The 18346-nt window shown below is 41.1% G+C and carries 18 protein-coding genes; 8 read left to right on the top strand and 10 right to left on the bottom strand.

Features of this window, described 5'->3' with window-relative positions:
* The first annotated feature begins 126 nt into the window (after positions 1–126).
* A complete protein-coding gene (gene hpaI, locus FTT74_RS04650; protein ID WP_096900940.1) occupies positions 127–921 on the top strand; it encodes a 4-hydroxy-2-oxoheptanedioate aldolase in 795 nt (264 codons plus the stop codon).
* A gap of 87 nt (positions 922–1008) precedes the next feature.
* On the opposite strand, the gene FTT74_RS04645 is transcribed toward hpaI, so the two are convergent.
* Positions 1009–1728 (bottom strand): UDP-2,3-diacylglucosamine diphosphatase, encoded by a 720-nt coding sequence (locus tag FTT74_RS04645; protein ID WP_154320706.1) that lies wholly within the window; start codon positions 1726–1728, stop codon positions 1009–1011.
* A 117-nt stretch (positions 1729–1845) separates the two neighbouring features.
* Positions 1846–2355: a peptidylprolyl isomerase gene (locus FTT74_RS04640; RefSeq protein ID WP_004973310.1), complete on the bottom strand. Its 510-nt coding sequence runs from the start codon at positions 2353–2355 to the stop codon at positions 1846–1848.
* A 206-nt stretch (positions 2356–2561) separates the two neighbouring features.
* On the opposite strand from FTT74_RS04640, the gene FTT74_RS04635 reads away from it, so the two are divergent.
* Positions 2562–4286 (top strand): glutamine--tRNA ligase/YqeY domain fusion protein, encoded by a 1725-nt coding sequence (locus FTT74_RS04635; protein ID WP_179988657.1) that lies wholly within the window; start codon positions 2562–2564, stop codon positions 4284–4286.
* Positions 4287–4423: 137 nt separating this feature from the next.
* Here the strand turns inward: FTT74_RS04635 and FTT74_RS04630 are convergent, their stop codons facing one another.
* Positions 4424–4957, bottom strand: a complete 534-nt coding sequence (locus tag FTT74_RS04630; protein WP_179988656.1) for a lecithin retinol acyltransferase family protein — start codon at positions 4955–4957, stop codon at positions 4424–4426.
* Between the two features lie 138 nt (positions 4958–5095).
* On the opposite strand from FTT74_RS04630, the gene FTT74_RS04625 reads away from it, so the two are divergent.
* Positions 5096–5845, top strand: a complete 750-nt coding sequence (locus tag FTT74_RS04625) for a phosphodiester glycosidase family protein (protein WP_179988626.1) — start codon at positions 5096–5098, stop codon at positions 5843–5845.
* A gap of 31 nt (positions 5846–5876) precedes the next feature.
* Here FTT74_RS04625 and FTT74_RS04620 read toward each other — a convergent pair whose 3' ends face one another.
* The 4 genes from FTT74_RS04620 to FTT74_RS04605 all read right to left on the bottom strand — a co-directional run bounded on the left by FTT74_RS04620 (position 5877) and on the right by FTT74_RS04605 (position 8772).
* Positions 5877–6125: a hypothetical protein gene (locus FTT74_RS04620; protein WP_179988625.1), complete on the bottom strand. Its 249-nt coding sequence runs from the start codon at positions 6123–6125 to the stop codon at positions 5877–5879.
* Between the two features lie 234 nt (positions 6126–6359).
* A complete protein-coding gene (locus FTT74_RS04615; protein WP_168417406.1) occupies positions 6360–6584 on the bottom strand; it encodes a hypothetical protein in 225 nt (74 codons plus the stop codon).
* A gap of 241 nt (positions 6585–6825) precedes the next feature.
* On the bottom strand, positions 6826–7908 hold the full coding sequence (gene trmA, locus FTT74_RS04610; protein WP_131260897.1) for a tRNA (uridine(54)-C5)-methyltransferase TrmA: 1083 nt from the start codon (positions 7906–7908) through the stop codon (positions 6826–6828).
* A gap of 162 nt (positions 7909–8070) precedes the next feature.
* On the bottom strand, positions 8071–8772 hold the full coding sequence (locus FTT74_RS04605; RefSeq protein WP_004973326.1) for an NAD-dependent deacylase: 702 nt from the start codon (positions 8770–8772) through the stop codon (positions 8071–8073).
* 264 nt (positions 8773–9036) lie between these two features.
* Between FTT74_RS04605 and FTT74_RS04600 the strand changes: the two genes are divergently transcribed.
* Positions 9037–10278: an acyl-CoA dehydrogenase gene (locus FTT74_RS04600; protein WP_136143882.1), complete on the top strand. Its 1242-nt coding sequence runs from the start codon at positions 9037–9039 to the stop codon at positions 10276–10278.
* A gap of 78 nt (positions 10279–10356) precedes the next feature.
* On the opposite strand, the gene FTT74_RS04595 is transcribed toward FTT74_RS04600, so the two are convergent.
* Both FTT74_RS04595 and FTT74_RS04590 read right to left on the bottom strand, forming a co-directional pair.
* Positions 10357–11265, bottom strand: coding sequence for an alpha/beta fold hydrolase (locus FTT74_RS04595; RefSeq protein ID WP_096900864.1), 909 nt, complete (start codon positions 11263–11265; stop codon positions 10357–10359).
* A gap of 125 nt (positions 11266–11390) precedes the next feature.
* On the bottom strand, positions 11391–11942 hold the full coding sequence (locus FTT74_RS04590; protein ID WP_004973333.1) for a PadR family transcriptional regulator: 552 nt from the start codon (positions 11940–11942) through the stop codon (positions 11391–11393).
* A gap of 134 nt (positions 11943–12076) precedes the next feature.
* Here FTT74_RS04590 and FTT74_RS04585 point away from each other — a divergent pair, with 134 nt between their 5' ends.
* From FTT74_RS04585 to FTT74_RS04575, 3 genes are all read left to right on the top strand, one after another.
* Positions 12077–14101: an NADPH-dependent 2,4-dienoyl-CoA reductase gene (locus FTT74_RS04585; protein ID WP_004973335.1), complete on the top strand. Its 2025-nt coding sequence runs from the start codon at positions 12077–12079 to the stop codon at positions 14099–14101.
* Between the two features lie 140 nt (positions 14102–14241).
* Complete coding sequence (locus FTT74_RS04580; RefSeq protein ID WP_004973337.1) at positions 14242–14655, top strand: nuclear transport factor 2 family protein; 414 nt, start codon at positions 14242–14244, stop codon at positions 14653–14655.
* A gap of 90 nt (positions 14656–14745) precedes the next feature.
* Positions 14746–15852, top strand: a complete 1107-nt coding sequence (locus FTT74_RS04575) for a YheT family hydrolase (protein ID WP_026438425.1) — start codon at positions 14746–14748, stop codon at positions 15850–15852.
* Positions 15853–16049: 197 nt separating this feature from the next.
* On the opposite strand, the gene FTT74_RS04570 is transcribed toward FTT74_RS04575, so the two are convergent.
* Complete coding sequence (locus FTT74_RS04570) at positions 16050–16469, bottom strand: internalin (RefSeq protein ID WP_096900861.1); 420 nt, start codon at positions 16467–16469, stop codon at positions 16050–16052.
* A gap of 226 nt (positions 16470–16695) precedes the next feature.
* Here FTT74_RS04570 and FTT74_RS04565 point away from each other — a divergent pair, with 226 nt between their 5' ends.
* Positions 16696–18336, top strand: a complete 1641-nt coding sequence (locus tag FTT74_RS04565) for a CTP synthase (protein ID WP_004973343.1) — start codon at positions 16696–16698, stop codon at positions 18334–18336.
* Positions 18337–18346 lie beyond the last annotated feature (10 nt).

The raw sequence follows: 18346 nt of genomic DNA, 5'->3' as shown, positions 1-18346 counted from the left end.
GCACGACATAAACATCTTTAAACTTAGTGTTAAATTCAATCATGCAAGACGTTTTCACTATTGGTTGTTTATAGCAAATAGGCGTTAAATATAAACTTGAGCATGGTGCATCCCAAAGGTGTATGGATGGAATATATCAATTATTTTAAGCGTAAATTAAAAACTCAGCAGCAAATTGGCTTATGGGTAGGTTTAGCAGATGCGTATGGTACTGAAATTGCTGCCAATGCAGGCTATGACTGGCTTTTAATTGATGGGGAACATGCACCGAGTGATTTAAGAACCACTTTGTCACAATTACAAAGTATTGCGGCTTATCCCTCTCAAGCGGTGGTGCGCCCGCCGATTGGCAGTGTGCAACTCATTAAACAACTGTTGGATATTGGCGTACAAACTTTGCTGATTCCTATGGTTGAAAGCGTTGAACACGCTGAGTTGATGGTCAAAGCGGTACGTTATCCACCTGAAGGTATTCGCGGCGTAGGCGCAGCTTTAGCACGTGCAACTCGCTGGAACAGTATTCCAAATTATTACGCGACAGCGCATGAAAATATTTGTTTGCTCATTCAAATTGAATCGGTCACAGGTTTAGAAAATCTGGATGCTATTTTACAAGTCGATGGGATTGATGGGGTGTTTATTGGTGCGGTGGATTTATCTGCCACGATGGGTTATGAAGGCAATCCGAACCATCCAGAAGTACAAGCCGCTGTGGTCGATGCGATTCAACGGATTCGTGCAGCAGGCAAAGCAGCAGGGATTTTATCGACCCAACATGAAGTGACACAAAAGTATTTGGATTTAGGCACAGAATTTGTGGCAGTTGGGGTAGATACCAGTGTGTTGATGACTTCGCTGCGTGAGTTGTTGGCTAAATATAAAGCTGATGCCGAAGTGATTAAAACGGAAGGTGGGTATTAATCTGCTAACTAAGTAGATTTTAGTTTGGTGTACCTGACGAAGTACCTTTAGTGTTGTATCTATTATTTTTATGTAAAGATGTTGCGCTTAATAGTTCCAATGACTCAGTTGCCAAGTTGCTAAGGCTTGATTTGGTTCAACTACTAAAATTTGTGCAGCATCTGTGCGCCAATCGCCTAATACAATTCTAGGTTTGCCGTGTTCATTGTGAATATTTGGACGATGCGTATGCCCATGAATTAACACATCTGCATGCTGCAAGGCTTGTGACACAGCATCTGCATTTACGTCCATGACGTCATAACTTTTGACTTGATTGGCTTGCTGACTTTTTTTGCGGAAACCTTGTGCAAGTTTTTGCCGAAAAGCCAAAGGTGTTTTCTTTAAAATCCCTAAAATGATGGGATTGCGAATGATTTTACGGAATTTTTGATAGGACACATCATCGGTACACAGTGCATCGCCATGTTCTAAACGTACCTGTTGAGAACCAATATGCAGCGTGTACACATCGGGCAGGAGTTGTCCTGAAAACTGATCTAAAAATTTCTGACCCAAAGCGAAATCACGATTGCCGACAATAAAGTAAATTTGATTACCTGCTTGGCTAAATTGCTTTAAACGTGCAACAACTTCATCGAGCCACGCTGCGGTGTAATCATCGCCAATCCATGCATTAAACCAGTCGCCTAAAATATACAGTTGGGTGTTTTTATTTTGATAAGCGTCTAGCAAATCTAAAAACCCCCGAACAAGTCGAGGGTGATTTGGTGACAAGTGTAAATCTGCGATAAACAGATAGGTCACGAATTATTCCTTGGAATCTCCCGAAATCCCTCTTTTAAAAGAGGGATTTCTCCTCCCTAAACGAATTTTAAAGCAGTACTTTAAAATGATGTGCGTAAGCGAGGTCGGGTAAGATTCTTATTCAGCAATGATTTTTGCAGATTCAATCACCACATTTTCTAGTGGAACATCTGCGTGATAACCACGGTTGCCAGTACGCACGCCTTTAATTGCATCTACAACGTCCATACCTTCAACAACTTTACCAAACACGGCATAACCCCAACCTTGTGCAGTTTTGCCTGTGTGGTTTAAGAAAGAGTTATTTTTTACGTTAATGAAGAACTGTGCAGAAGCAGAGTGAGGTGCTTGGGTACGTGCCATTGCAATTGTACCAACATCGTTGCTTAAGCCGTTGTCTGCTTCGTTTTCAATCGCATCACGTGTTGCTTTTTCTTTGAAGTTTTCATCCATGCCACCGCCTTGGATCATGAAACCATCAATAACACGGTGGAAAATTACGCCGTCATAAAAACCATCACGAACGTATTCTAAGAAGTTAGCAACTGTAATTGGTGCTTTTTCAGCGTTCAATTCTAAAACAATACGACCTTTATTGGTGTTTAATTCGACTTGAGGAAAACTCATTGTGTAATCTCCTAAACATGGACACGAATGCCATGGGTTTTTTGGTTGAGAGAAGCATAAGCAAACTGTAAACTACAAGGCAAGTAAAAACGTTATTTTCTTTGTTAAAAACAAGGAAAAGCGTTCCAATGGGTGATGAATGCTTCACTGATGAAGTTTTTGCAACCCAGTTAATTCAATTTTATTTTAGAAGTGATTTTATTGCTATGAAGCCAAATGATGTTGTTGCATCTCTGCCAAACACCCCGACACCAAGTTCAAATGCCTCTGTCGATGCTGTGCAGCAAGAACAACAGCCGGGCTTGGACTTTATACGTCAAGTCATTACCGATGATATTGCGGCTGGTCGCACTCAACAGGTTGTGACACGTTTTCCGCCTGAGCCGAATGGTTATTTGCATATTGGTCACGTGAAAGCTATTTGCTTGAACTTTGGTATCGCAGAAGAATATCAAGGGGTGTGTAACTTACGTTTTGACGACACCAACCCAGATGCAGAAGAACAAGAATATGTAGATGGTATTGCCAATGATGTGAAATGGCTTGGTTTTGAATGGAATGGCGAGCCACGCTACGCCTCAAGCTATTTTGATCAATTATATGCTTGGGCTGTTCAGTTGATTGAACAAGGCGATGCCTATGTCGATTTGCAAACTCCAGATGAAATTAAGCTAAACCGTGGTTCTTTTGTAGAGTCAGGCAAGAACTCGCCATACCGTGATACCTCTGTGGTAGAGAACTTGGCTTTATTTGAAAAAATGCGCAATGGCGAATTGGGTGAAGGTCAGGCAGTACTCCGTGCCAAAATTGATATGGCCTCTCCAAACGTACACATGCGTGACCCGATTTTGTATCGTGTTTTACATTCATCGCATCACCAAACGGGCGATAAATGGAAAATGTACCCAATGTATGACTATGCGCATCCATTATCCGATGCTATTGAAGGCATTACCCATTCATTGTGTACTTTAGAGTTCCAAGACCATCGTCCATTCTATGATTGGGTGGTGGAAAAAGTGAAATCTGAGGCTGTACCGCATCAGTATGAATCTAGCCGTTTGAACATCGATTACACCATCACCTCAAAGCGTAAATTGCGTAAATTGGTTGAAGGTGGTTTTGTAAATGGTTGGGATGACCCACGTATGCCAACTGTGGTGGGTATGCGTCGTCGTGGTTTTACTCCAGAAGGTTTGCGTGATTTCTGTAAGCGTGTGGGTGTATCTAAGTCGGATGGTATCGTGGATGTAGCAATGCTTGAATACTGTATCCGTCAGTCTTTGGAAAATACCGCAGCACGTGGCATGGTGGTGCTAAATCCGCTTAAAGTGACTTTGACCAACTTGCCTGAAGCACTGGATTTAGTCCATGCTCGTCATCCAAATGTAGATATGGGCGAGCGTACGATTCCTTTAACATCAGAAATTTACATTGATCGTAAAGACTTTGAAGAAGTGCCACCTAAAGGTTTTAAGCGTTTAGTGCCAGAAGGTGAAGTACGTTTACGTCACGCCTATGTGATTAAATGTGATGAAGTGATTAAAGATGCCAGCGGTGAAGTGATTGAACTGAAATGTTCAATTGACCCAGAAACTTTGGGTAAAAACCCAGAGGGGCGTAAAGTGAAAGGCGTGATTCACTGGGTATCTGCAACGAAAGGTGTAGCAGCAGAAGTCCGTTTATATGATCGCTTATTTACCGAATCTGACCCAGAAGTGGGCGATGATTTCTTGGCGAATTTAAACCCTGAATCATTAACCGTGGTTCAAGCCATTGTTGAACCTGCTTTGGCAACAGCACAACCTGAAGATCGTTTCCAGTTTGAACGCGAAGGTTACTTCGTTGCAGATCAGTATGATCACAGTGCTGAAAAACCAGTGTTTAACCGTATTTTAGACTTAAAAGACAGCTTTAAACCTGGAAAATAAGCTACATTTCTAATTTTAGTAAATGTTGTAAAAGCCCAACTTTGTTAATCCAAGTTGGGCTTTTTTATAGCAGGAAATCGAATAGATTTGGGACTTGTGTTAAGCATCATAAAATAGCGATTTGGAAAGATAAGCACTTAGCGGTTTTTATGCTGTTCCTGCTTCATCAGTATTTGTGGTAACTGCATTTTAGCTTTATCACGCAGTTTTTTCTTAATATAGAGCACTAAAGCAAAGCAAGTGGTGGTCAGGGTCAGCATCATACTGTTCATGTAGCTCATCAGTGAACTGACATAACCAATCGTGGTTAAACGATCCATCATCTTAAACACTTGAGGGCTGCTTTCTACACCTGTAATGGCCCAGGTACATAAGTGTTCGCAGTTATTGATAATTAGATGATAGTTATTTTCATGCATTCTGGAACGCATACGACGTACCACTTTACGCCCTTTATATTTGGCTGCATGGTAGCTTTGTACTTTAATTTCTTTGCCGTGACTAAACTTTTCAATACTGGTCATTTCAATCGGGTGCTTTTTGAAAAGATGTGCAAAACCCGAATAGTGAATCACGCGCCCACGTCCAGCATAGATACCATGATGGCTATAGCCGAAGTGTTTCACAATTAAATGTGCCCCTAAAGGAAATCGTGTTTTCTGCTTGAGCATTGTACGTTTGACCAATAAAGTAACATGAGTAAAGAAATAAGAAGAGGGTTTATAGTGTACTGGGTCTGAGGTAAATATGCGATAACCCATTCAGATATATGCACAATTTGTAACATAGCGATGGCAGGAGCTAGTAGAATGAAAAATATATTTTACTGCATGATACTGAGTAGTCTGCTGCTTAGTACTGTGGTGCAAGCAGGGATACGTGCATGGACTGTAAAAGATGCGCATATTGATGTAGATGTCGTTGAGATTAGTCGTTTGCAGCATTTGCGCTTATATCTGAATGATCTAAATGTAAAACCGTTTAAGCAAATCTCACAGCTGCAACAGGCTTTAGCATCTTGTGAGAAATTACAATTTGCGATGAATGCAGGTATGTTTCATCATAATTATCGCCCTGTGGGGCTGTATATTGAGCAAGGGCAACAAATTCAGAAATTAAACAGGCAGCAGCAAGGTTGGGGGAATTTTTTGATTCAGCCAAATGGTGTATTGGCTTGGAATCGGCAGCAAATTTTCTTGGGTACGACCCAGCAATATGCAGATCAAAACTTTGCAGCAAGTTATGCTACCCAATCGGGGCCTATGTTGGTTATCAACAATCAGTTAAATTCACTTTTTCTTGCAGACAGTCAGTCGTACAAAATTAGAAATGGGGTAGGTCTTAAAAACCAGCGTTTGTATTTTGTCATAAGCAATACACCTGTGACTTTTTATCAATTTGCTAGATTTTTTAAAGACCAACTGAAAACTCCAAATGCTTTGTATTTAGATGGTTCTATTTCTACAGCATACATTCCACAATTACAGCGTCAGGTTGCTATACACCGTGACTTGGGGCCTATATTTGCCTATATCGATTCAACCGCTTGTGGGGCATGATGTTTAGAACGAGCGCTTTAACGCTCTCATGCTATTGAGGAATGAAGCTTAAAGCAGTGTTCTGCATGCTACAAATTTTGGCAGCCTCATCAGCCTTCATATTTTTGACTTCATCTTCAAATTGCTTTTTCTGGTGTTTGAGTTGTTCATCTGAAATCCCCATTTTTTTAGCAAAATTTTCCATTTTTTCCCAAGTCTCAGCACATTCTTTAGGCATTGGACTGCATGCGCTAAAACTGAGCGATATGAGTACAAGACAGGCAAGTTTGGTTTTTTTCATGGTGATGCTCTGAATTAGAATTATTGATGAATGGCAGTGTGTTGTTTGTTTTTAGAAATACTACCGCAGGATTGTGGAAATAAGATTGGCTAGAATTAAGCTGAATGGAATTTTAATGCAAGCTAGCGCATCGCTTGCGCTACAAAATCTATTAGGCAGATTGATTTTTAGTATTGAGGTTTTGGTATTAAAAAAGGCACTTAGTTAAACTAAATGCCTTTTTGTCATATTCCATTACTGGAATGGTAGATGCTGGAGTTCATTCAACTCTTTGCGGCTAAAACCTCGCGATGCGAGAACCTTCTTAATTCCGATAATAACATCTTCATCGGTCGCTTTGGTTAAAGCGTCGAGAAGTTGTTCATTCGTCTTGCAAGAGCAATCATTTTCAACACAAGCAATTTGATTTTTATGCTCGTTTTGCTGTTCTGCAGAGAACAACTTTTGCCAAAAACTCATAGAGCCTTCATTCACAACCTAACATAGATCGAAATATAGCCAATATAAAAAATAAATCAAGTCGACCTAAGTGATAAAAGCAGCAATCGAGTTGCAGAATTTTCGATGATATTGCATTTTTTTAACGAAATTATGACAGTTAAAGGGCTTGTAATGCTTTAACTGATTCATTTACATCATAATATTTACAAGTGCTAAAAAGGAGAACTTGTAAATATTGAAGAATAATGCAACAAATTGTTTAAATCTTTTCCAGTAAAACACCCGACTCAACATGATGGGTGTATGGGAATTGATCAAACAGTGCAAATTGCGTCACTTTATGGTTTTGACACAAGGTTTTTAAATTGTCATGCAATGTGTCTGGGTTGCACGAAATATAAATAATACGCTTAAAACGCTGTAGGAGTTTTAAGGTTGCATCATCAATTCCTGCGCGTGGCGGATCGACAAAGACCGTATCAAAATCATAACTTGCAAGATCAATGTTCGCTTCTTGCAAGCGGCGGAATTCACGCTCACCGTTATAGGCTTGGGTAAATTCCTCTGCAGATAAACGTGCCACCTGAATATTCTCAATCTGGTTTTGTTCAATATTCCACTGCGCTGCATATACCGAAGATTTAGCCAGTTCTGTGGCAAGTACACGACGGAAACGAGTCGATAGCGGCAGGGTAAAGTTACCATTACCACAATAAAGTTCTAATAAATCTTGCTCAGAATGTTCGGCAACCGTACATGCCCATTCCAGCATTTTTTGGCAAACTTGCGCGTTTGGCTGGGTAAAGCTGCTTTCAATTTGCTTATAGGTATAAGTGCGCTCAAAAACCTGTAATTGTTCAACTACATACTCATCGGATAGCACGAATTTTTGCCCACGGCTGCGTCCAATCAGTTTAATGTTTAATGCTTTGCTCAAAGCTTGGGCTGCAGGCTCCCAATCAGATTCAAGTTTGCGGTGATAAAGCAGTGAAACCAACATTTCGCCACTTAAAGTCGCTAAAAAATGCACTTCAAATAAACGAGCCGATAATACGGGATCGGCTTTCAGGGCGGCTAACAGCTTTGGCATTAATAAGTTAATGCTGCGGTCTGCAATCGGAAACTCATCTACACGAATAACTTTTTTCTGCTTATCTTCACTGCGTTCAAACATGGCATAAAACAGATCATCTTCAATATGCCAAATTCGGAACTCTGCCCGCATACGGTAGTTGTGTTCTGGTGAGGCAAATACTTGCAAGGCAGGCGGGTTATATTCGGCAAATTGGGCAGAAATACGGGCAACTTTTGCATCAAGTTGTTGCTGATAAGATGAGGTCATATGCAGTAAACATCACAAACACAGAGAAAGAGCGATGGTAACAAAGTTTTAAAGAGATACCTAAAACTATTATGAAAATGATGCAATCCTGCAAGATGTCAAAATAGCCTAAGCATGTTGATGACATCTTACAAGTGGAAAAATTTAGATACTGTAATTACTTTAAACTTGATGTAATTGATCGAACAATTGCTGCATGCCCTCAGTGGCAGTTTTGGAAATCCGTTGAAATTGAGCAGGAAGTTGGGCTTGCATGGCTTTTGGGTCAATATAATAAGCCTGACAATTTGCAGGAATTTCGTGTACTAATCCAGCAACAGGGTACACCACCAAACTTGTACCAATCACAATAAAAATATCGGCATCTTGAATCAAATCCAGTGCTTCTTCATAGGCAGGAACTGCTTCGCCAAACCAGACCACATGCGGACGTAAAGGATAGCCTTGTGGGCAAAGATCCTGTTGCAAGTTCAGCGAGTCACCTTCAATTGGAAAAAATTCTGTCGTGTATTGTGCATGAGGCCCTGAGCTTTTGGCTAAACGAATATTGCCGTGTAAATGCAAAACTTCTGAACTGCCTGCACGTTCATGCAAATCATCAATATTTTGGGTGATCACTTGTACATCAAAATCATCTTCAAGTTCAGCAATTAAGCGATGCGCCAAGTTAGGCTGCGCATTAAGAATGTTTTTACGACGTTCATTATAAAAGCGTTGGACTAATTCAGGATTCCTTGCCCATGCTTCAGGACTTGCGACATCCTCCACGCGATGTTTTTCCCATAAGCCATCACCATCTCTAAAGGTGTTGATTCCACTTTCTGCGCTCATACCTGCACCCGAAAAAACTACTAATTTACGCATGTTTTATTCTCTTGATGGATGGTTAGATTTGAGTATAAGTGCCGAAAATAGAAACACAAATCTACAGCTCATTTTTTCAGAATTTTAAGTATCTAAATATGTGAAAGTTTAGTGCTGTCTATAACTTTGCTGAATAATTGAATCAAAGTTCACTTTTTATTGCTTGTTATTTCATTTTAATGATAGAACATAAAGTAAAGTAGTATGACGCTACAAAATCAAATATTGATGAACCAGAACCTATAATAATGTGCAGAGGATGCCATGTCACAACACAATCCATCGCCAAATCACACGCCTGCAACTCACAGTGAAAAAGTGAAATTTGATTGGAAAGATCCTTTTTTGCTTGAACAGCAATTGACTGAAACCGAACGTATGATTCGTGATAGTGCCTATGCTTATTGTCAGGAAAAATTACTGCCGCGGGTACGTGATCAGTTTAGACATGAAACGGTAGATCGCAGCATCTTCCGTGAAATGGGTGAGCTTGGTTTGTTAGGCTCAACCATACCTGAACAATATGGCGGTGCAGGTTTAAATTATGTGAGTTATGGGCTAATTTCACGTGAAATTGAACGGGTCGATTCAGGTTATCGTTCAATGGCAAGTGTGCAAAGTTCATTGGTGATGGTGCCAATTTATGAGTTTGGCAGTGAAGCACAAAAACAAAAATATTTACCCAAACTCGCTTCGGGTGAATGGATCGGATGTTTTGGTCTGACTGAACCTGATTTTGGCTCCGACCCTGGCAGTATGAACAGCAGAGCACATAAAGTTGCAGGCGGTTATCGTTTACACGGTGCGAAAATGTGGATTACCAATAGTCCAATTGCCGATGTATTTGTGGTGTGGGCAAAAGAAGTTTCAGCAGATGGGCAAGTGGGTGATATTCGCGGTTTTATTTTAGAAAAAGGTTGGGATGGACTTTCTGCACCAATCATTCAAGGCAAGGTTGGTTTACGCGCTTCAATCACAGGTGAAATTGTCATGGACAATGTTTTTGTGCCTGAAGAAAATATGTTACCTGAAGTGCGTGGTTTAAAAGGGCCGTTCACTTGTTTAAATAGTGCACGTTATGGCATTGCTTGGGGTGCTATGGGTGCGGCTGAGTTTTGTTGGCATACTGCGCATCAATATACGATGGATCGGATTCAGTTCGGACGTCCTTTGGCGGCCAATCAGCTCATTCAAAAGAAACTTGCCGATATGCAAACCGAAATCGCGCTGGGTTTACAAATTGCTTTACGTTTTGGTCGTATGAAAGATGAGGGTATTGCTTCACTCGAAGGTACTTCGCTGATTAAACGCAACAACTGTGGCAAGGCCTTAGAGATTGCTCGTATGGCGCGCGATATGCTTGGTGGGAATGGTATCAGTGATGAATATGGCGTGGCGCGGCATTTGGTCAATTTGGAAGTCGTGAATACCTATGAAGGGACGCACGATGTGCATGCGCTAATTTTAGGTCGTGCGCAAACGGGTATCGCGGCTTTTGCCAATTAAATCTAGATCTAAACTAAATCTAGGTCTAATGATGCTACGGTGGAAAATATTGCAAACCACATTTTCCACCGTTTTACTTTAGCTGTTTAGTTTTAAAAATTGGCTAATTTCCTGATTAAATTTCAACGGTTCGGTCAGTAAAGGGGTATGCCCAGATTGGTGAAATATGACTTGTTTCGCATTCGGCATAGCTTCTACCACTTGACGTTGTCCTTCTGCCGCATACAAGGTCGATTGTGCGCCTGTAAAAAAGACTGTCGGACAACCCAGTTGAGTTAAAGCCTCACGATAATCTTCCTGATGGTGTAAATAATTGTCGATATACCAGCGTAAATAATCTAAACGCTGTGTAGGTAAAATATAGCGTTGTAAAACAGGACGTTTGACGGCCAGTTTAAATAAAAACGGACTGATTTTATTGCTGGCTTGTAATTCTATAAATTCTAGCCAAAGTTCGACTAAGTTTTTACGCTGCAACACATCCATTTGTTGAATATCAGTATATTGCGCGTGATCATGTAAAAACTCGGACAGATGAATCAATAACTGTTTAAATTGTTGATGTTGATTGCCAAATAAGCCATAAGGCCAGTTTTCATCTACCCCAATTTTTGGTGCTTGGTCAATTTGTAAATAACTGCTTAAATGCGCAGCCAATTGTCCATATTGCATGCCATGCATGGCAGTGGTTGCCCCCATGGAATAGCCAATCAGTTTAAATTGTTGCAGGTTCTGTTGTTGAAGCAGACTGTTTAAATCTTGCCAATGGCTCGAAATAGCATCCAGTTCTGGAACGGCACACAGGTTTGAACCCCCAAAACCACGCCAGTCTGGAATAATAAAACGATACTGCTTTTTATGTTGATACAGAAATGGCAACCATTGCCAACTGTGCATGCCTAAACCTGAAAGCACAACCACAGGCTCACCTTGACCAAATTCACGTACAAATAGAGCTTCGCCATCGGGCATGCGGTAAAAAGGCATCAGCATTTCCTTGCATGGTTGTAATTAAAGATGCGTTATTCTTTATAGCATAGCCTGATCATTTCTGTATGGTGAGCAACCCTGATTTCACATTGATGTGGTTGCTATTACTTAAAAATATACTTTTAAGATGAGGCTTCGGCATCAAACTTTTTCAGTTCAGGAATCACATTTTCTAGCCATTCAATCCAGCCAATTTCCTGATCTATCCCTAGCTGCAAAATCATTTTATGAATATACAGGGTACGGTTGTTCGCAGGTGCTTGGCTAAAGTCTTTGGCAAAAATCTGTTGATAGGTGTGCAACTTGGCTTTGTGAAGCAGCAAATGTCGTTCTAGTTCGGGTAAGACGCTGTTGCCGCCAAGTTGGGCTTCGGCACGTAAACGTACCATAAGTTCTTCGCGTAATTGTGCAGGCGGGCTTTGCTCGACCATCCAGTTTGCCAGTTCATGCCGCCCCAAAGCTTCTACCTGATAGGTTTTGCTACGACTGCTAGAATCTTCATCTTCTAAGGTTGAAATCCAACCTTTTTTCAGCATGGTATTTAGTTCGCGATAAATTTGTTGATGGGTCGCATTCCAGAAAAACCCCATAGAGCGGTCAAAACGGCGTGCCAATTCAATACCGTTACTGGGTTTTTCAATTAAACTGGTCAATAAAACGTGAGCGAGCGACATAAACAGAGCAACTTTATTTTTTTCAGCTTTAATTATGCAACATGTTGCATAAAAATTAAATCTAGAATATAAAAGTATGCAACAAGTTGCATTAAGCATAAAACAGCCAGCATTTTTGCCAGCAGGGAGATTCTATGTCTGACTATCCACATTTACTTGCGCCTTTAGATTTAGGCTTTACCACTTTAAAAAATCGTGTCTTAATGGGTTCAATGCACGTTGGACTAGAAGAAGCACCGGGTGGATACGAACGTATGGCGGCTTTTTATGCAGAGCGTGCCAAAGGTGGCGTTGGGCTGATTGTAACAGGTGGTATTTCACCGAATGATGCAGGCTTAACCTTTGCGGGCGGCAATAAACTTGATACTCGTCAAGAAGCAGAAAAACATAAAGTGGTGACTCAGGCTGTGCATGATGCAGGCGGCAAAATTGCTTTACAGATTTTACATACGGGACGTTATTCCTATCAGCCCGATATTGTCGCACCGTCAGCAATTCAGGCACCGATTAACCCAAGTAAACCACATGCACTAACATCGGCAGAAGTACAGCAAACCATTGCCGACTTTGTGAATTGTGCCAAATTGGCACAATACGCAGGCTATGATGGTGTCGAAATCATGGGTTCGGAAGGCTATTTAATTAATGAGTTTATTGTTGCGCGTACCAACCATCGTGATGATGAATGGGGCGGCAGTTATGAAAACCGTATTCGTTTCCCAATTGAAATTGTTAAACGTACCCGTGCAGAAGTGGGTGAAAACTTTATTATTATTTACCGCTTGTCGATGTTGGATTTAGTCGAAGGCGGTTCGAGTTTTGAAGAAGTGGTGCAATTGGCACAAGCGATTGAAAAAGCAGGTGCAACCATTATCAATACAGGGATTGGCTGGCATGAAGCACGTATCCCAACCATTGCTACCAAAGTCCCTCGCGCAGCTTTTACATGGGTGACAGAGAAATTAAAAGGTTTGGTTAAAGTGCCACTGATCACTTCAAACCGTATTAACACCCCTGAAATGGCTGAGCATGTTTTGGCTGCAGGACATGCCGATATGGTATCGATGGCACGTCCAATGTTGGCAGATGCTTTCTTTGTGCAAAAAGCAGAGCAAGGTCGCAGTGATGAAATCAACACATGTATTGGTTGTAACCAAGCTTGTTTAGACCATATTTTCTCAATGAAGATTGCTTCATGTTTGGTCAATCCACGTGCTTGCCATGAAACAGAACTCATTTTTAAAGAAGCAACACAGACTAAAAAAATTGCGGTGATTGGTGCAGGGCCTGCAGGTTTGAGCTTTGCAACCTATGCTGCAGAACGTGGGCATCAGGTGACGATTTTTGAAGCATCGAATCAAATTGGTGGGCAGTTTAATATTGCTAAAACCATTCCTGGTAAAGAAGAGTTTTACGAAACTTTGCGCTATTTCAAACGCCAAATTGAGCTGCAACCGAATATTAAATTGGTATTGAATCATACGGCTAGTTTTGAACAATTGCTCAATGCTGACTTCGATGATGTGGTTGTGGCAACAGGTGTAACCCCGCGTCAATTGGATATCGCAGGTATTAATCACCCTAAAGTGCTGAGCTATATTGAGGTATTAAAAGAGCGTAAGCCTGTAGGTCAACGTGTTGCGATTATTGGCGCTGGTGGTATTGGTTTTGATACTGCAGAATATTTAAGCCATGAAGGTGAAAGTGGTAGTCTAAATCCTGAAAAATTCTACGATGAATGGGGAATTGATACCAATTATGCGCATGTCGGTGGTTTAAAAGCAGCAAAAGTTGAAGAATCGCCACGTGAAATTTATTTATTGCAACGTAAAGCATCATCCGTGGGTGCTGGCTTGGGTAAAACAACAGGCTGGATTCATCGTACAGGTTTAAAAAACCGTGACGTTAAAATGATTGCAGGGGCAAGTTATGACCTGATTGATGATCAAGGCTTGCACATCACCGTCAATGGTCAAAGTACAGTGCTCGAAGTTGATCATGTGGTGATTTGTGCAGGGCAAGAGTCTTACACCGCCATGTATGAGCAATTACAGGCAGCAGGCAAAAATGTGCATTTAATTGGTGGGGCGAAAGAAGCAGGCGAGTTAGATGCCAAACGTGCAATTCGTCAGGGTGCTGAATTGGCAGCGAAAATTTAATGTAATTCCTTCTCCCTCTCCTTTGGGAGGGGGCTGGGGAGAGAGTTAATAATCGCTTCTGCCCAGTGCAGCAGTGCTTCAGTCTCACTCAGGGACTCTGCATAGAAATGAAATATCAAAACAAAAAAAAGGAACTTAACATGACTTTGGAAACAACAAAATTAGCGGTACAGCGTTGGCATACAATGCTGCAAAACCATGATATGTCTATTTTGAGTGAATTGCTGGCAGATGATGTGGTGTTTCGTTCACCTGTAGCGTACCAACCTTATGCGGGTAAACAAGTGGTATTTTTTATTTTGACCAATGTAATTCAGGTCTTTGAAAACTTTACTTATCACCGTGAGTTTTATACTGAAGATGGTTGCAATGTTGTACTTGAATTTTCCGCCAATGTGGGAGATAAAAAACTTAAAGGAATTGATATGATTCAATTCAATACACAAGGACAAATTGTGGACTTTGAAGTGATGATTCGCCCGAAAAGTGGTTTAGAGGCATTGGCTGTGCAAATGGGACAACGTATGGCTGCCTTTATGCCAACCGAAAAATAAAATACCGCGTGTGTATGGCAATGAAGTTGTTTTATAGAAATCGGTTTTGGGTTGGCATGCTTGAAAGTGCATGTATTGCTTGGGAGTAAAATGATGTCTACATTACAAAAAATAGCGAAAATTACACAAGCGGTTTTAGATCAGGTCACAGGCGCAGATTTACCAACGTTGTATTATCATCCACATGGAGAAATCCGTCGGGTATTGGATTATTTACCACAGCTCAAAGAAAAATACCGTCCAACACCGTGGCTGTCCAATACACATGCGCATCTTTTATATTTTGATTTAATTAAAAAGAAAACCATTCGTCAGCAGTATGATCGGGTTGATCAACTCACTATGCAAGATGGCGGTATCACCGCAGTTGCTTGGGTGGGTTATGACTTACCTGCAGATACTCCCACAATTGTTTTAATGCATACCATTACAGGTTCTTTGGAAAGTATGCGTGAGTTGGTGCGCGATTTACATCAGCAGACACAGTGGCGTATTGCCTTATGTTTACGTCGTGGGCATGGCAATTTACCTATGCCTGTACCACAAATGAATCTGTTTGGTTCGACGCATGATTTGCGTGAACAAATAGTGTTTATTCAGCAACAATTTCCACAATCTGAATTATATGCTGTTGGTTCTTCCGCAGGGACAGGATTATTGGTGCGCTATTTGGGCGAAGAAGGCGAGCAAACCCCAATTAAAGCCGCGTTTGCACTGTGCCCAGGATATAACACTGAACTAGGCTTTCAGCATGTGCATCCTTTTTACAGTAAAGTGATGACCAAAAAATTATTCCAGTTTTTTATTCAGCCCCATCAGGACATTTGGCAAAACGTAAAATCTTTATCGCAAGTGTTAAGTGCGACTACACTGGCAGAGTTTGAAAAGGCGTATTTTGAATTGGCGGGTTTTGAAGATTATGACAGCTACACACAAGCCATTAACCCAATTTATGTGTTTGAGAATGTCAAAATTCCGCTTATGGTTTTAAATGCAGAAGATGACCCAGTGTGCCACATCAAAAACTTTGATCCTTATAAAGAAACCATACGGAAAATGCCAAATATTATGGTAGTGACGACCCGTAAAGGCAGTCATTGTGGTTTTTATGAAGGTGTCGGTTTTACTAAATCTTGGGCATCGCGTTTAATTTCTAATTATTTTAAAGTGCAATCGCAGTTGCTGCAGGCAAGTTAAAGTGAAGCGCACAAACCTATATAGAAATAGGTAGCTGTATTGCAAATGTATTCACGAGTTATCTCAGCGAAGACTCATCCAAATGAATAAAAAACCCAGTACACAATGACTGGGTTTTTTAACGTCAATTCAAATCTAAGATAAGAACTTACACCTTAAAACTGACTTTAACTTAAAGCTTAGTTTTAAGTGAGCACTTAGTTCTCAAGTGCTGGGGTTGCAGCAGCAATCGCAGCGGCAACAGCATCATCTTCAGATTGAGCACCTGTGTTATTGCTTGGACGTGCTTGAGTTGGTTTATCTTCTGCTACAGGAGCTGCCGCTTTCGGCGCAGGCGCAGGTGCAGCAGCAGGTTGTGCAGGTGTTTCACGACGGATTTCAGTTGTGGTGTTCACTGTTTCAGTGCGCTCCACTTCTACCTGTGCAGGCGCTTCTGGTTCAGCATCTTGAATGTTTTCAACAGGTTCTAGTGGTTCAAATTGAGCAGTTTCAGTAGTTTGTTCAGTTTGAACCTCTACTTGTTCTTGCTCATCTTGCTTTGGCTGTTCTTTTTTTACACATGCAGTTAATAACAACGCCGTTGCAATTGCACCACAAATTAAAAGTTTCTTATTCATAATTGCACAAAATAAAAGATCGGATAGACGGACGTATTATAGCAATAAAATGACAGATGAAAATCCTCTCAAGAAGTTCTAATTTTTTATAGGAAATGCTGATAGAATAACCAATTGTTTATTGTTCTATGAATTGATGCGGAATGACTTTGCTTTATTGGTGCAGAGTAAAGTAAAATTGCGCAACATTGCAGGCCGATTTAGGCTCGATTGTACGAGAAACCCAATGACCCATTTTATTTTCGTGACTGGTGGTGTAGTTTCATCACTAGGTAAAGGTATTTCAGCTGCTTCAGTTGCTGCACTTTTAGAAGCCCGTGGTTTAAAAGTAACCATGGTCAAAATGGATCCATACATTAATGTCGATCCAGGGACAATGAGTCCTTTCCAACATGGTGAAGTTTTTGTCACAGAGGATGGTGCCGAAACTGACTTAGATTTGGGTTATTACGAACGTTTCTTGCGTCGTGCGAAAATGACCAAGTTAAATAACTTTACATCTGGTCGCGTGTATCAAGACGTTCTAAACAAAGAGCGCCGTGGTGATTACTTGGGCGGTACTGTTCAGGTGATTCCACACATTACCGATAATATTAAAGAACGTGTACTTCGCGCTGGCGAAGGCTACGATGTCGCAATCGTAGAAATTGGCGGTACAGTAGGCGACATTGAATCTCTCCCATTCATGGAATCTGTACGTCAATTGATGGTGGAATTAGGGCATAAGCGTACTATGCTCATGCACTTAACTTTATTGCCATATATCAAATCTGCGGCAGAGTTAAAAACCAAGCCAACTCAACACTCAGTTAAAGAATTGTTATCTATCGGTATTCAGCCAGATATTCTCATCTGCCGTACTGAACATGATGTTGATGCTGACACTACCCGTAAAATTGCGTTATTTACCAACGTAGAAGCACGTGCGGTTGTGGTATGTAAAGATGCCAAAACCATCTACCAAATTCCGCGTACATTCTATGAACAAGACGTTGATGATTTAATTTGTGAGCGTTTTGGCTTCAATGATCTTCCAGAAGCAGATTTATCTGATTGGGATAACGTAGTTGATGCATTATTGAACCCTGAATACAGCGTTCGTGTGGCGATGGTGGGTAAATATGTTGAACTGCCAGATGCCTATAAATCTGTAAACGAAGCATTATTGCATGCGGGTATTCAAAACCGCGTCAAAGTTGAAATTGACTATGTCAATGCAGAAGACCTTGAAAGCCAAGACGTTAATACTGTACTTAAAGATGCCGATGCAATTTTAGTTCCGGGCGGCTTTGGTGAGCGCGGTACCGAAGGTAAAATGCAAGCCATCAAATATGCACGTGAAAACGGTGTCCCATTCTTGGGAATCTGTTTGGGTATGCAATTGGCTGTTATTGAATATGCACGTAATGTGGCAGGTATTGCCGATGCAAGTTCAACAGAGTTTAACCGTTCGACTAAGTCGCCACTTATTGGTTTGATTACTGAATGGTTAGATGAGCGCGGCGAAGTTCAACAGCGTTCTGTCGATTCTGACTTGGGCGGCACTATGCGTTTAGGTGCACAAAAATCTGAATTGGTTGAAGGTACCAAAACTCGTGAAGTGTATGGTTCTGCAGAAATTGTAGAGCGCCATCGCCATCGCTATGAAATGAATAACCGTTATATTCCTGTGCTTGAAGAAGCAGGTCTTAAAATTTCGGGTTATTCACCAATTCAGCACTTGGTTGAAACTGTTGAAATTCCGCAACATCCTTGGTTTATTGCGGTACAATTCCACCCAGAATTTACCAGCTCGCCACGTGATGGACATCCATTGTTTGCTGGCTTTATCGGTGCGGCAAAACAACAGCATCAAAAAACCAAATAAGATGGCTTTA

Source organism: Acinetobacter sp. YH01007, from assembly GCF_013420425.1.
GTDB lineage: Bacteria > Pseudomonadota > Gammaproteobacteria > Pseudomonadales > Moraxellaceae > Acinetobacter > Acinetobacter towneri.
The sequence above is the reverse complement of the archived record's forward strand: the minus strand, read 5'-3'. Positions and strand labels throughout refer to the sequence as shown.